The sequence below is a fragment of the Belliella filtrata genome, assembly GCF_022549775.1.
GTDB lineage: Bacteria > Bacteroidota > Bacteroidia > Cytophagales > Cyclobacteriaceae > Belliella > Belliella filtrata.
In genome coordinates this window covers 140,576-155,570 of the sequence record NZ_JAKZGP010000001.1, presented here as the reverse complement: position 1 = coordinate 155,570, position 14,995 = coordinate 140,576, and the positions used below count along the sequence as shown (strand labels likewise).

Sequence of the window (14,995 nt, the reverse complement as noted above, 5' to 3'; positions counted from 1 at the left end):
AGATTAGTATGAAAAAAGTATTTTTGTTTACGATGTGCTTTTCTACAATGTTTTTAGTAGAGGCAGCCCACCCTCTAAAGTCGTTTTCTTTTTGTGCAGGAGGCTGGGATGAAGATTACAATTACTATAACCTCTTTGTACAGGAAACCATTGATGAACCACAGTACTATCCTTTTTTGCTGAGTTATGAATCTACCTATTACCACAGCAATTCAGAAAATAATCTACCTGTTTTGAACGAAAATATTGAGGACTGGCAAAAGTACTTTAGCATAAGCTATGATCAGGCATTTTACCTGGTTTTCTCTTCTTCTCGTGAAGAGCTAAAAGCCAAGATAGATGGCAAACGGGTTGAAAATGAAAAGTTAGATTTTGTAGATAATCGCTTTGTTACTAAGTACAGGCAAGCTTTACTTTACCTTGCTTATTCCAAATATTTGGAACCTTATATGGCTGTCAAAAGTAGTGGTCATTATTATTGGGGAGCTAGACCTGAGCATACTGTTGAAAAACTCGATTATCAGACTGTGATCAATGTGCTGGAGCGTAGCTGGAAAGCGGAAACTGACAAAGACCTAAAGCTTCGATATGGCTATCAGTTGGTACGTTTTGCGCATTACAACCTGAAAGCGATTGAGGCTATCGATTATTTCAACAAGTATGTTGAAAGCCTCAATTATCGGCCAATTATGTATTACTATGCCTTGGATCAAAAAGGAGGGGCTGAGCGAAGTTTAGGTAATTACATGCAAGCTATAAATGATTTTTTTCAATTCTTCACACATACTAAAAACAGGAAAGACCAAGCATATACATCGATAAAAGTAACTGCTGACCTTGATTTTGAAAATATGCTCAAAGCTGCAAAAAATACACATGAGCAAAACGAACTTTATTTATTATTAGGCTTCAAAGACTTTAACAATCCCATAGCTGCTTTTGAAAAGATAGTCAAAAACGACCCCAATGCACCTCAAGCGAAGGTTTTAATGGCTAGAGCTATCAATCAACTGGAGCGTGATTTTATGCCTACAACCTATTACTGTCCTTATGACAACGCAAATTGCTGGGAAGGAGTAGAGGATCTTCGCATCCCATTGGGAGTCAGCGCTAATTCCGTTGCTTTTTTGAACCTAACACTTGAAGCTTCACTGCGTCAGACAAAACAAACCGATGTAGCAGACACTGATTTTTGGAATCTTACTACAGCCTGGCTCTATTTTATAAAGAAAAATGACATGGCTTCAAAAGAACATTTGAGTTTGGTAAAAAACGAAAAGTATCTCACCCAAAAAAGTAAGCTTGAAATGTTATTACAGCTTATTGAGCAACCTTCGATTTCACCTGAGTTTGAAGAAATATTGGTAAATAAATTTAAGATTTTTGATCCTGATAAAGTCAAGAAGGGCTTCTTTTATTCGCCTTCTACAAATGATTTTATCATAGACGTGTTGGCTAATCGCTACTACTTGCAAGAAGATTTTGCTAAAGCTTTTTTGTTGCAAAATTCGATCCGGAGCATTGAATACAACCCCGATTTGAAACTTCTAGAAGCTATTGAAAACTTATATTACAAAAAAGACAAAAACTCACTCGAAAAACATTTGATTGACTACATTGTACCAAACGTCTACAATCAAAACACGCAGAAGTATGAAGTGGATGAATATTTTGACTTTCCCATCTACGTAGCCTATGTGAAAGGGAATACTTTACTACGTAGGGGTGAAATCCAAAAAGCCAAAGATCAATTTGACAATGTCCCTGATGATTACACACAGTTTAGGGAATATTACAACTATCAATCTCACAAGTATGAAGCACTTCACAGTACTGTGTATAATGGCTATGCAAATGTTCCAGCAAGTCTGTTTGGTTACAACCGGATAGAATGCTTTGAATGTCAGGAAGATATGGGTCTGGGTAATAATCACAGAATGATCGAAACCGATTATTTAGAAGATTTTCCTTTTATCAAGCCCCTGATGAACAAAAGAGAACTTACTGAAGTGGTATTGCAATTAGAAAAAATAGCTGGCAAAAAAGGAGAAACTGCCGCAAAAGCGAATTATCTCTTGGGTAATTTTTTCTACAACATCTCTACTTTGGGTTATTATCGACATATTTTGGCTTTTGACTGGTCTAATGGCAATAGTCCAAAATACCACAACTACTATAGTTGGGGAGGTCATTATAAGGAACGAGTGCCCAACTATCCTTTTTACTTTAAAAATTATTCTTTTAGTGTATGGTATCCTGATGATTTCAATTTACCATTGACCTATTTAAAGAAAGCACTGAAACTCACCAAAAATGAGGAAACACAAGCACGTATTCTCTTTGCTGCTTCCAAGTGTGAGCAGGGCATTTTTTACAGTACTCAGGATGACGAAGAACTCAATGGTCTAGATAAGTTGGATTATAAAGCCCGAAATGATAAGCTGCTTGATGTAAAAATAAGCCGCTACAGAACCTATTTCAAAAAACTTAAGGAAATGGAACAAACCCAGTTTTACGAAGAAGTAATGTCCCATTGCAAATATTTTGAGCACTATAGTATGATGTTTGGAGGGTAACGCTGAGAAACTAAAATATGAGATTGGTTAATTGCATTATCTATAAACTTCTCCATCAAAGGTGTTGAACTTATGAATGTTATTTCTGATTTTCTTTCTTTGGATTTATTTTCAGAATTTTCTTTGACAAACTCATCTTTTGTTTTTTGACCGTATGATGCATTTTTACTATCTGCCAAATACATAGATAGTGTTTTCCCATGGTAATAGTTCTCTAAATTCTTTCCAGATAGATGATTCTCCAACTCCGGAATCAAATATGCCAATGGGATAGTTTCTCAGGTATAAAAATAAAAACTGCCCGAATAATTTTGAGCAGTTTTATAACTTTTTTGTTTAGGAGAAAATGGGATTTCTCTATTTATTGAATAGACTTTAGTGCATTGTGCAGAGATGTATACAACACTCTAATCTTTCTGGTTGATCTTAACCTCAAATCATCTTTTCGGATATGCGTTGCTTTTGGGGAATTGTTTATTTTTGAAAGTAAAATTTGACATATGAAAAACATCAATTTTTTATACCTAATCATTTCGAATATCGAGTCAAAAAATATAACAAAAATGAAGTATGTCTTAACAATCGTCGCATTATTTTTAATAAAAGTAGCTTTCGCTCAATCGGAATCTCCAGACTTTCTACAAGGTACTTGGAAAATGGAAGGCAAAGAGAGTTATGAACATTGGGACAAGCTCAATGGCAACACCCTAAAGGGGTTCTCATATAAGCTAAAGGATGGACAAATTGTCATTGCAGAGTATCTCGATATTAGCAAAGAAGCTAATAAGATCACTTATACAGCAACTGTACTTGATCAAAACCATGGTGTAGGGGTTGACTTTTTAGGTACAAAAACAGACAGTGTTTTTATATTTGAAAACCCCCAGCATGACTTTCCTAAAATAATCATGTATCAAAAACTCAATGATAATGAGATTTTTGTTCAGGTTTCTGATGGTCAGCAAAAAGGATTTTCTTATAAAATGCGAAAACAACGTCCTCAAGTAGCTCATAAAGATACTACTGTATCAAATCCTAATTTTGACCCAATTTTGGCTCAAAAATTAGGTGGGGATGATTTTGGAATGAAGAACTATTTTTTGGTGATTTTGAAGACGGGGCCAAATAAAACAACGGATAAAGACTTTATTAATCAAAGCTTCAGAGCGCATTTGGATAACATAAATTTGTTGGCTCAAAATGGGAAGCTTATAGTAGCTGGTCCATTAGGAATGAATGTGTACAATTACCGAGGAATTTTTATCTTGGACAATATCCCATCCATAGAAGAAGCTAAGGAAATACTACAAACTGATCTTGCCATAAAAAATGAACTTTTGGATTATGAGATTTTTAATTGGTATGGTTCAGCTGCACTACTGGAATATTTACCCTTCTCTGATAAAATATGGAAATCAAAACCTTAAAACCTTTTTGCTATTTATTTCACCTTTAATACTGAGTCGTTTAAGTAAAAATAGGTGTTGAAGATTTTTCTCTAAAATTAAACCATTAAATGCAACTATGTTGCGTTAATGGCTGTTCATCTTTTAAGCCTTGAAATTGGGTTTTATTTAATCATATTGAGTTAATTGTATAAAAATGGAGGAAACAAATTTTGAAGTTATCATCATAGGAGGAAGTTATTCTGGGCTTTCTGCGGCTTTGGCATTAGGTAGGTCATTGCGGAAAGTATTGATCATAGATAGTGGTAATCCGTGTAACAAACAAACGCCTCATTCCCGGAATTTTTTGACCCAAGATGGTGAAGAGCCTGCTGTCATAGCTTTGAAAGCGAAGCGACAAGTTGAAAAATATCCAAGTATTAACTATTTGAATGATAGGGTGCTTGAAGTCGCAAAACAGGATATGCAGTTTGAAGTTACCACTGAAAATGAGGAGACCTTTGTAGCCAAAAAAATACTTTTTGCAACTGGAGTAAGAGACATAATGCCTGACATTGAAGGGTTTGCCGCTTGTTGGGGAATTTCAGCTATCCATTGTCCATATTGTCATGGCTACGAGGTTCGTGGAAAGAAAACAGCCATACTTGCTAATGGTAACTTTGCTTATCACTATGCTCAATTAGTCTCAAATTTGACTGATGATTTGGTAATTATCACACAAGGTATTCCTGAGTTTACGCCAGAGCAGATGCAAAAATTTGCTACAAAAAACATTAGCATCATTCCAGCAAAGGTACAGAAGATACAACATCATGATGGACACATAGAAAGCTTAATGTTGGAGGATGGTTCAGAGATGAAAGTGGATGCAATCTATCATAGACCTATCTTTGAGCAACACACTGATATACTAGTCAAATTGGGTTGCGAAATCAATGAGCAAGGTTTGATTACTGTAGATCAAATGCAAAGAACAACCATAGATGGTGTCTTTGCTAGTGGAGACTGTACTAGCCCAATGCGGTCGGTAGCAAATGCAGTAGCTTCAGGAAACATGGCAGGTGCGGCGATCAACTATGCATTGGTTGATGCTTCATTCTAATTTTAAAATTTGATTGTTCAATATCAATAAAAAAAAGACCGCAGTTTTAACATTCTGCGGTCTTTTCAATTGAATCTCATAGAATCGTGAGATTCATGTTTTATCAAATCATTTCATTTATATGCAACAACTTCTTGCTTAGCTGTACCTAAACCTTCTATACCAAGTTCTACTATATCACCTTCCTTGAGATATTGTGGAGGGTTGAGCCCAAGCCCTACACCTGATGGTGTTCCAGTAGAGATCACGTCTCCAGGGAGTAGGGTCATATATTGGCTGATATAGCTTACTAGGAATGGAATTTTGAATATCAGATCAGATGTATTACTGTCTTGCATCATTTTCCCGTTAAGCTTGAGCCATAGTCTTAAGTTTTCGGGATTTTTCGCCTCATCTGGAGTAACTAGGTAAGGGCCTAATGGCGCAAAATTATCTGCACTTTTTCCTTTTACCCATTGTCCGCCATGGTTGAGTTGAAAATCTCTTTCACTCACATCATTATGCAAGACATATCCTGCGATGTGCTTGTGAGCGTCAACTTCATCCACATAAGTTGCTTTTTTGCCAATTACCACTGCTAGCTCTACTTCCCAATCTGTTTTGACGGAATTTTTAGGAATGATGATAGGATCAAATGGGCCACAATAGGATGAGGAGGCTTTCATGAACAAAATAGGAGATTCAGGAATAGCCATGCCACTCTCTTTGGCATGAAGGGAGTAATTCAAGCCAACACATACAATTTTTGAAGGTCTTGAAATTGGGCTACCTAGTCGGGTGCTTTTATCTACTTTTGGTAAGTTCGCTTGATTTTCTTTTAACCATAATTCAAGTTTTTGAGTACCATTATCACCTAAAAAAGCCTCGTTCCAATCCGATCCAAATGCGGAGCAATCCAGCCATACACCATTTTCATCCTCTATCCCGGGTCTTTCCTGACCTTCATTTCCAAATCTTATTAACTTCATATTTTTAGTTTTTTATACTTACAAATCCACCATCTACAGGGAAATTGGTTCCTGTTATAAATTTTGCTTGATCAGAACAGATAAAATAGGCGGCTTCTGCTACTTCATCAGGGGTACCCATTCGGCCAATAGGTTGAGTTTTGGCAAGTTTGTCAAACACTTCTTTTTCTTGACCAGGATAGTTTTTTGCCAAAAAATCATCTACAAAAGGTGTATGAATCCGAGCTGGAGATAGACAATTGCAGCGGATTCCTTCATTGACATAATCACAAGCTATAGAATAGGTCATGGAAAGTACAGCTCCTTTGGTCATAGAGTATGCAAATCTATCTGGAATCCCAACAGAAGAAACTATAGACGCCATGTTCAAAATAGCTCCACCTTTACCTTTCATCTTCATGATGGCAGCTTGGGTGCAGTTGAATATTCCTTTCACATTGATATTGAAAAGTCTCGTGAAATCTTCTTCTGTGGTGTTCTCTATATTCCCTACATGTGATACGCCTGCATTGTTGATGAGTATATCAATGGATGGGATATTCTCAAACACCTCTTTTATTTGCTTTTGATTGCTGACATCGCAAGCTACAAAGTTGATCTGATTGTAGTCTTTTTTTAATTCTTCCACTACGCTTTGACCAAGTTTTGTGTTGAAATCGAGCATGTATACACTGGCTCCTTGAGATAGGAATTTCTTAGAGATGGCAAGACCTATGCCACTTGCACCACCAGTTACTATTACAGTTTTGTTTTCCATCTGTATTCTTGTTTTCTGATCTAGTATTTTCAAGTCAGTAAAATCGCTATTTTCATTGAAATCTCTAAGTTATAAAAATGAAAAGTTAATATTACACTTATTACTATGTTTTAACTTCTATTTGAAATGCTAATTGATTACTATTCAATTTTTTTGATGATAATAAAATAATATTCTCCATATGAACCTAATGCACCAACAGTACCTATATGATAATTAAAGATCAAGTGCCATATTTTGTATTTGTCGAGAGTGGTTATAGGTTTATAATTTCTAATTGGAAATTTTAATTATAGCTAAAAATCACGTATTTTGCGAAATATTTCTAATTCCAATGATTCAAAAGCTGTTTCCTTTAGACAAAAACTATATCCTAAGACAAGCCCAAACGTCTTTGGAAGATAAGGCATTGGACTTGATGGTTTTTGAACTGAAGAAATCTTATACTGCTTTATATAATCCATTGATGATAATGGATACTACTTTCAATCAGATCATTGATAGTTACGAGTTTCCAGCAGAGAGAATTAGATTAATTTATCACCAGCTATGTGGTATATACAGGTATAAGTTTGGTGATAATCAGCTTGAATTACTTTTTGATGGTAGAAGTCATTTTGAAAAATTTCAGGAAGATTGGTTTTTACAACTTACAATGTGGCTTAGGCAGCTTGGTCAGTTCGAGCCTTATGTAAAAACGATGCTTCGAATGACTGTGCTATATGATACAGAATCGAGAGCAGCGTGGTCAGAAAATCAGTGTAAAGCTTTCATTAATCATTATTTTGATTTGAAGATTGTCAAAAGAAATGGAGAGTTAAAATTGAAAACAGGTTGATTTTAGCTTAAACTATATAAAGAAAACCCGCTATCACTAGCGGGTTTTTTTTATTCTACCGTTACACTTTTTGCCAAATTCCTTGGTTGATCAACATTACAGCCTCTCATTACCGCAATATGATACGAAAGTATCTGTAGAGGAATTACAGAAAGTAATGGTACAAATGCCTCAGCGGTGTCTGGGATTTCAAGAACATGATCGGCCATACTTTTCACTGTTGTGTCGCCTTCAGTGACCACAGCTATGATTTTTCCTTTTCTTGCTTTCACCTCCTGAATATTGGAGACTACCTTTTCATAAGAGTTGTCTTTGGTAGCGATGAATACCACTGGCATTTCTTCATCTATCAAGGCAATTGGACCATGCTTCATTTCTGCAGCTGGGTAACCTTCCGCATGGATATAAGAAATTTCTTTGAGCTTCAATGCACCCTCTAGGGCAACTGGGAAATTATAACCTCTTCCTAAATACAAGAAATTCCTTGCATCCTTATATTCTGCAGAGATTTCTTCGATGTGAGGGTTCATCTGAAGAGTTTCCTCTACCTTACTAGGAATTTTTTCTAGTTCATTGAGCAGCTGTACATACTTGCTTTCAGTAAGCGTACCTCTTTGATAACCTAACATCAAAGCCATCATAGTAAGTACAGATATCTGCGCTGTAAAAGCCTTGGTTGAAGCTACTCCGATCTCTGGTCCAGCGTGTGTATAGCTACCAGCATGAGTTGCTCTTGCGATAGAGGATCCTACTACATTACACACACCAAATATTGTTGCTCCTTTAGATTTTGCCAGCTCAATAGCCGCTAAAGTGTCAGCTGTCTCTCCTGATTGAGAAATAGCAATAACAAAGTCTTTTTCATTGACTACTGGATTTCTGTATCTAAATTCTGATGCATATTCCACTTCCACAGGAATTCTTGCGAACTCTTCAAACAAATATTCTGCAACGAGTCCAGCATGCCATGAAGTCCCGCAAGCTGTGATGATGATCCTGTCTGCGTTTTGGAACTTGTTCATATAATCCCGTAGACCTCCTAAGACCAAGCGACCGTTTTTCGCATCTAATCTCCCTCTCATACAGTCAGCAATAGACCTTGGCTGCTCGTAGATCTCTTTAAGCATGAAGTGCTCATACCCACCTTTTTCTATTGCTTCAAGCTCCATTTCAAGCTTGTTGATATATGGGTTAGTTTCTACATTTTCGATGGTTTTGATTTGTAGAGACCCATTTCTGATCACTGCGATTTCATAGTCATCAAGGTAGATTACCTGATTGGTATATTCGATGATAGGGGTTGCGTCGGAGGCAAGGAAATACTCCCCTTTTCCAACTCCTATCACTAAAGGAGAACCTTTTCTGGCAGCAATTAATGTGTCTGGCTCTTCGATATTCATGATTACAATAGCATATGCGCCTACGACTTTGTGCAAAGCAAGTCTCACAGCTTCTTCAAGGCTACAATCATTGTTTTTATGAATATCTTCAATGAATTTCATAAATACCTCAGAATCCGTATCACTTTGGAATACATAACCTTTATTCTTTAAATCTGTCTTCAACACATCATAATTCTCTATGATGCCATTATGAATCATAGCAAATTTTTCATTTGAAGAATAATGTGGGTGAGCATTCACATCATTGGGTTCTCCATGTGTAGCCCATCGGGTATGACCTATTCCAATTGTGGAGCTGAGGGTTCCCTTATCTGTCAGGTGATTTTCCAATTCAGATACTTTGCCTTTCTTCTTATAGACATTGAGCCCTTCTTGGTCGATAAGTGCTACTCCTGCACTGTCATAGCCTCTGTATTCTAATCTTTTGAGACCTTTGATGATAATTGGCAGCGCCTCTTTCTGCCCTACATAAGCAACTATTCCACACATGTTATTTAAAAATTATTAGATCCTAAAGGTAATTCATTTGATTGGATATAAACAAAAACCCAACCCAAAATCATGATATAATTGATTAAATCTTGATTAGCGGATTGGGTTTGTTTATCTTTTGATAGTTATATTCCTTGTTAGAATGCTCTAATTTTAGAGTAATATATTTTTAACTTAATTTCATTCTCATCTACTACGAACTCCCTAAAAGATCTTTTGAAGATATCCGGACTTCCTAGGCCTACTGATGGATAGAGTAGAAAATCTCTTCTTTCCAACCCTAATCTGTATAGGGCATTCATATGTGAAGTGATTTTTGCCCGATAAAGGTTAGTTGCAGAGCTATAAGATAAGATAGCTTCACTATTGGAACCAAATGCTGGGACCATGCTTCCATTGTCATTAATCACCTGTGCAGCCCCTTCTCTTTGTACGGCTAAACTACTATTATTAGCATTTCTTTCAATTGTATTTTGATCGTTGGTAAAGTACATTAACAATCCTTGAGGAGGTCTGTTAGTACTAACATTACTGCCTAATGGACCTATTGAAAGCTCAATATCGTTGAATGTAACATTCTCTAGCGTATCCAAGAAACTGTCTATAGGACTTGTGTCAAGTTTCATCACTATACCGACATTGGAAATGGATCCTACCCTATTTCCAACGCTATAAGCTACTCTTGGCTCAGTAATCTCTGCAGTTGGAGTACCTGTGCGGTCATTATTCACATAATTAAAATGCCTTGATTGAGCCGTGGAGATGGTGTATCCTCGTGAAATAGTATCGCCTTCATTTTTATAATAAACAGTGATGGCTGTGGTACTTCCAACCGCTATTGCTGCAGAAGTTTCTTCTGAAGGATCTCCCTGAAATGCAATTCCTGGAATCAAGCTTCTAAATGTGAAAATGTCTCTGAAAGCATCGCCTTTTTTCAGTTCCTCAAAGATGAATTCTGAAAAGCCACTTTCCATATGAACATTCACTGCTGTATCTTGTCTTGAAGAGAAATTGAAACTTCCCTGCGCTATAGGTTGGGGGTCAAACTCTAGTCGATCAGTGTTATAGTAGGTTGTATCAAGAATAGATTCAGTTAGCAAATGAACAGATAGAGATTTAGGAGTACTCAAGTCATTGCCAATCACCGATTCTATCTGGAAATTGAACTTTACAGAGTCAAGTACAGCACTCTGCTGTGGGCGAGCGACAGTAGGGCTAATTGCCAATCTAGAAAAACCGATACCTTCGGTCGTGCCGAAGAAATCACTAGTCAATCCACCCACTACCATTACTCCAGCATTGGTAGTATTGAATGAATCTAGCAAAACCATAGAAGCAGAAAGGGGTATTTCTGCATAGAAAACCCCTATCTGGTTGTTGTTGGGATCCAAGTCTAGACCAATGCTAGACGGATCACTGCAAGAACTTGCTATGGATAATGTAACGAATAGCCCAGCGACAGCTTTAGCCGGCCAGGTCATTATAGATGTTATAGTAACTTTCAAAAAGTTCTTCGTCTTCTTCGTTGTTAATCTCACACTTTTTATCTTTAGAGCACTCTTCAATTAATTGCGTCAACTTATCTGAAATTTCTTCACTCTTGATGACCATGTCGGCATATTCCATTCCTATTTTGAGGAATCCTTCATAATCTTTAGACTTCAGTGGCGCCAAAATATTGTCGTCTATATCGACCATTTTGACTTTATCAAACAAATCGTCGCCAAATTTATGGCTAAATCCTGTATTATAAATAGCAAATACGGATTTTGTATCTTTGAACAAAGGTTCGTTTTTGTAAGTAGTCTTCAAATACAGCGGTATCAAGCTAGTCATCCAGTCGTTACAATGTACTACATCAGGAGCCCAGCCAAGCTTTTTTACTGTTTCTATGACGCCTTTACAGAAGAAAATGGCTCTTTCGTCATTATCTTCATAAAACTTTTCCTGCTTATCATGGAAAACGCTTTTCCTTTGGAAATAATCTTCATTGTCTATAAAATAAACCTGAAGCTTTGCATTTGGAATTGATGCTACTTTTATAATCAATGGTTTTTCTTCCTCACCAACAGCGATGTTGATTCCAGAAAGTCTCACTACCTCGTGCAACCTGTTCTTTCTTTCATTGATCAAGCCAAATCTAGGAACAAGAATGCGAATTTCCATACCTTTTTCTTGCATCGCCTGAGGCAATGCTCTTACGAAGTTGGCAACTTCTGATGTTTGGAGGAATGGATTGATTTCACTTGCAACGTAAAGGATACGAAGTTTAGACATATCTTGTAATTTTTGTTGAGGGTATAATACGGGACTACAAAGTTACAAAAAAAATCCCGAAAATCCATTGTTTTTCTGGAGAATAACATAGCTTTGCGCCTATTTTACATTTGATAAACCAGCCCAAAAGTGGAGATCCTCAGAACCAAAGTGGAAGTAAGATCCAAACTAAGCCAAGTAAGAAATTCTCAAAAAAACATTGGTTTTATTCCAACAATGGGCGCATTGCACGAAGGACATTTGATGCTGGTAGAAAACGCCAAATTAAATTCCGATGTTGTTGTGGCGTCTATTTTCGTTAATCCAACACAATTCAATAATGTTGAGGATTTCGAAAAGTATCCTATTACGGTAGATAAAGACCTCGAATTATTAAAACAAAAGCAGGTTGATTTCGTTTTTATTCCAACTGTTGAGGAGCTATATAGCAGTAAATCTATCTTGAAATTTGATTTTGGATACTTAGACAATACCCTCGAAGGAGCCTTTAGACCGGGCCATTTTAGTGGGGTGGGATTGGTCGTTTCCAAACTGTTAAATATTGTTAAACCTCATAAATCATACTTTGGTCAGAAGGATTTGCAGCAAGTTGCAGTCATCAAACGGCTTGTTGAGGAGCTTGAGTTTGATGTGCAGGTGGTCACTGTACCGACAATTAGAGAACATGACGGACTCGCCATGTCTTCGCGAAATATCCGACTAAGTCCAGAAGGAAGAACAAAATCAACTATCCTTTTTCAGAGTTTGACATATGCTAAAGATGAACTAAAGTCAGGTAAAGATTGGTTTAAGATCAAAGAACAAGTTGTCAATAGATTTCTGCATTCTGCCATGTGCTCACTAGAATATTTCGAACTTGTGGATACGCATACTTTGGAAATAAAAAATAGCATAAGTGATGTTTCACAAGCTTCTATTTGTATCGCAGCATATGTTGAAGACGTAAGGTTGATAGACAACCTAGAGATAATTTGATTAGTTTTGCGCAAAATTTGAATCATGCATATCCAAGTATTAAAATCTAAAATCCATAGAGTAAAGATCACCCAAGCAGAACTTCACTATGTAGGAAGTATCACCGTAGATGAAGACCTAATGGATGCTGCAAATCTTATAGAAAATGAAAAGGTACAAATAGTCAACATCAATAATGGTGAAAGACTTGAGACCTATGTGATCAAAGGAGAAAGAGGCAGTGGAATGATTTGCCTAAATGGCCCCGCTGCTAGGAAAGCTCAAGTTGGAGATATTGTCATCATTATTTCATATGCCTCAATGGATTTTGAAGAAGCCAAGAAGCATCAACCTATCGTCATCTTTCCCGATGACCATAACAAAGTCATATAAATTTTGAAAATCACTCTCAAGCAAGGGATTCAGGTAGTTGTATCATTAATTGTAGCTGTTGGAATCTTTTGGTTTTTGTATAAAGATATCAGTTTTGAAGAACTTTCAGAGGCAGTCGCTGAACTCTCATGGTATTGGTTGGCTGCCTCAATTTTAGTGGCATTGGTTGGTTTTTGGCTAAGAGCGTGGAGGTGGAAGCTGCTTATCGATGCTAGTGCAGAGACCAAAGTGAAGACTTCCAGGACATTTTGGGCATTGATGATTGGGTATCTAGCTAATCTTATCGTGCCCAGAGCTGGAGAAGTGGCAAGATGTGGTGTTCTCAAGCGTACAGATGGATTAGATATGGGTAAGCTAGTAGGTACGGTGATCGTAGAAAGATCCATTGATTTGCTAATGATGCTCATTTGCATATTTCTAGCTTTTGTTATTGAGCGTAACTTATTCATAAGTATCTTCGAAGAACTTGTAGCTACTGATGATATTTCAGATAGTTTGATGAGCATATTACCTATAGTAATAGGGGCGATCTTCGTTATAGCTTTGGTTATATTCTTTGTGTTCAAAAAATATAAAGAAAACAGACTAGTCAAAAAGGTGCGCAACTTTGGAAAGGATCTTTATAAAGGAATGCTTTCGATCAAAGATGTAGAGAATCAATTTGGATTTTGGATGTCCTCCATAGGTGTTTGGCTAAGTTACTATTTCACAATGTACGCTGTAGCACTGGGGATACCTTCGACTGCCAGTTTGACAGCTAATGCGATCTTAATGGTCATGGTGATGGGCAGTATAGGCATGACTGCGCCAGTTCAAGGAGGTATTGGTACCTTTCATGCACTTGTGGCCTTTATTTTGATCAAGTATGATTTGAGTGAAGATCAAGGCAAAATATTTGCGGCTATCATTCATGGCTCTCAGGTGTTGACCATTATTGCTGTAGGTCTTTTGGCTTTGGGAATTTTCTTCAGAATCTCCACAAACAAAAAACCTAAAACATCTTAAATTCGTATTGAACAAGCAGTTAAAATAAATCGAAACTATGATTATTCTTATCGTCGTTGTATTCGGAATCTTGGGGTTCGTTGTAAGCAACAGGTTAAAAAGTAAATTCAAAAAATATTCACAAATACCTCTTCAAGCAAATTTGTCTGGTAAGGAGGTAGCCGAATTGATGCTAGCTGATAACAATATCAGTGGCGTATCGGTAAATTGTGTGGAAGGACAGCTATCTGATCACTATAACCCAGGTAATAGGACAGTCAACTTGAGCCCAGATGTATATTACGGAAGAAATGCCGCGGCTACTGCGGTAGCAGCCCACGAATGTGGTCACGCAATACAGCATGCTACAGCTTATACTTGGCTTCAGTTGAGGTCTGCCATGGTTCCTATCCAAAATGCTAGTGGTAAAATCTTAAACATTGTTCTTATTGCGTCATTATTAGGAGGATTCTTGATAGGTTTACCATATGAAATCATCGGCGCAATCGTAGTAGGTGCTTATGGTATCATGACTTTATTCACCCTGGTCACTTTACCAGTGGAATTTGACGCAAGCAACAGAGCTCTGGCATGGGTCAACCAAAGAAATATCGTCACAAGATCAGAGTACGGTATGGCTAAAGATGCTTTAAAATGGGCTGCCATGACTTATGTAGTCGCTGCATTGGCTTCACTAGCTACCTTAGCGTACTATATTTTTATTTTCTTCGGAAATAGAGATTAGAAAAACAGGAAACCAAAAAACTCTTTTTGAGTTTACATAAGAGGTGCAATTCGTTGTACCTCTTATTTTTTTGAATTATATTTCTAACATTAAACAAATA

Annotated in this window: 14 protein-coding genes; 8 read left to right on the top strand and 6 right to left on the bottom strand. The window is 37.0% G+C overall.

The window, feature by feature from the left end:
• Positions 1-8 precede the first annotated feature (8 nt).
• On the top strand, positions 9-2,576 hold the full coding sequence (locus tag MM239_RS00660) for a hypothetical protein (protein WP_241345831.1): 2,568 nt from the start codon (positions 9-11) through the stop codon (positions 2,574-2,576).
• On the opposite strand, the gene MM239_RS00655 is transcribed toward MM239_RS00660, so the two are convergent.
• The gene (locus tag MM239_RS00655) at positions 2,552-2,842 is read right to left on the bottom strand and encodes a hypothetical protein (protein WP_241345830.1); all 291 of its coding nucleotides are present in this window, start codon (positions 2,840-2,842) and stop codon (positions 2,552-2,554) included. The genes MM239_RS00660 and MM239_RS00655 overlap by 25 nt on opposite strands.
• Before the next feature lie 297 nt (positions 2,843-3,139).
• Between MM239_RS00655 and MM239_RS00650 the strand changes: the two genes are divergently transcribed.
• Both MM239_RS00650 and MM239_RS00645 read left to right on the top strand, forming a co-directional pair.
• Positions 3,140-4,003 (top strand): DUF6265 family protein, encoded by an 864-nt coding sequence (locus tag MM239_RS00650; RefSeq protein WP_241345829.1) that lies wholly within the window; start codon positions 3,140-3,142, stop codon positions 4,001-4,003.
• A gap of 175 nt (positions 4,004-4,178) precedes the next feature.
• Positions 4,179-5,084 (top strand): NAD(P)/FAD-dependent oxidoreductase, encoded by a 906-nt coding sequence (locus tag MM239_RS00645; RefSeq protein WP_241345828.1) that lies wholly within the window; start codon positions 4,179-4,181, stop codon positions 5,082-5,084.
• A 113-nt stretch (positions 5,085-5,197) separates the two neighbouring features.
• Here the strand turns inward: MM239_RS00645 and MM239_RS00640 are convergent, their stop codons facing one another.
• Together MM239_RS00640 and MM239_RS00635 are read right to left on the bottom strand one after the other, a co-directional pair.
• The gene (locus MM239_RS00640; protein ID WP_241345827.1) at positions 5,198-6,052 is read right to left on the bottom strand and encodes a fumarylacetoacetate hydrolase family protein; all 855 of its coding nucleotides are present in this window, start codon (positions 6,050-6,052) and stop codon (positions 5,198-5,200) included.
• Positions 6,053-6,056: 4 nt separating this feature from the next.
• Positions 6,057-6,809 carry an SDR family NAD(P)-dependent oxidoreductase gene (locus MM239_RS00635; protein WP_241345826.1) on the bottom strand — a complete coding sequence of 251 codons (753 nt, stop codon included), beginning with the start codon at positions 6,807-6,809 and terminating at the stop codon, positions 6,057-6,059.
• A 334-nt stretch (positions 6,810-7,143) separates the two neighbouring features.
• Between MM239_RS00635 and MM239_RS00630 the strand changes: the two genes are divergently transcribed.
• On the top strand, positions 7,144-7,647 hold the full coding sequence (locus MM239_RS00630) for a hypothetical protein (protein WP_241345825.1): 504 nt from the start codon (positions 7,144-7,146) through the stop codon (positions 7,645-7,647).
• Positions 7,648-7,697: 50 nt separating this feature from the next.
• On the opposite strand, the gene glmS is transcribed toward MM239_RS00630, so the two are convergent.
• The 3 genes from glmS to MM239_RS00615 form a co-directional block, all read right to left on the bottom strand.
• Positions 7,698-9,539 (bottom strand): glutamine--fructose-6-phosphate transaminase (isomerizing), encoded by a 1,842-nt coding sequence (gene glmS, locus MM239_RS00625; RefSeq protein ID WP_241345824.1) that lies wholly within the window; start codon positions 9,537-9,539, stop codon positions 7,698-7,700.
• A 140-nt stretch (positions 9,540-9,679) separates the two neighbouring features.
• Positions 9,680-11,023: a DUF4270 family protein gene (locus MM239_RS00620; RefSeq protein WP_241345823.1), complete on the bottom strand. Its 1,344-nt coding sequence runs from the start codon at positions 11,021-11,023 to the stop codon at positions 9,680-9,682.
• Complete coding sequence (locus tag MM239_RS00615; protein ID WP_241345822.1) at positions 11,007-11,819, bottom strand: glycogen/starch synthase; 813 nt, start codon at positions 11,817-11,819, stop codon at positions 11,007-11,009. The genes MM239_RS00620 and MM239_RS00615 overlap by 17 nt, the downstream gene beginning before the upstream one ends.
• Before the next feature lie 129 nt (positions 11,820-11,948).
• Between MM239_RS00615 and panC the strand changes: the two genes are divergently transcribed.
• The 4 genes from panC to MM239_RS00595 are packed head-to-tail and all read left to right on the top strand — an operon-like array spanning position 11,949 to position 14,895.
• Complete coding sequence (gene panC / locus MM239_RS00610; RefSeq protein WP_241345821.1) at positions 11,949-12,794, top strand: pantoate--beta-alanine ligase; 846 nt, start codon at positions 11,949-11,951, stop codon at positions 12,792-12,794.
• A gap of 24 nt (positions 12,795-12,818) precedes the next feature.
• A complete protein-coding gene (gene panD / locus MM239_RS00605; protein WP_241296860.1) occupies positions 12,819-13,166 on the top strand; it encodes an aspartate 1-decarboxylase in 348 nt (115 codons plus the stop codon).
• A 3-nt stretch (positions 13,167-13,169) separates the two neighbouring features.
• Entirely contained in the window at positions 13,170-14,171 is a 1,002-nt protein-coding gene (locus MM239_RS00600) for a lysylphosphatidylglycerol synthase transmembrane domain-containing protein (RefSeq protein WP_241345820.1), read from the top strand.
• Positions 14,172-14,208: 37 nt separating this feature from the next.
• Positions 14,209-14,895: a zinc metallopeptidase gene (locus MM239_RS00595; RefSeq protein ID WP_241345819.1), complete on the top strand. Its 687-nt coding sequence runs from the start codon at positions 14,209-14,211 to the stop codon at positions 14,893-14,895.
• Positions 14,896-14,995 lie beyond the last annotated feature (100 nt).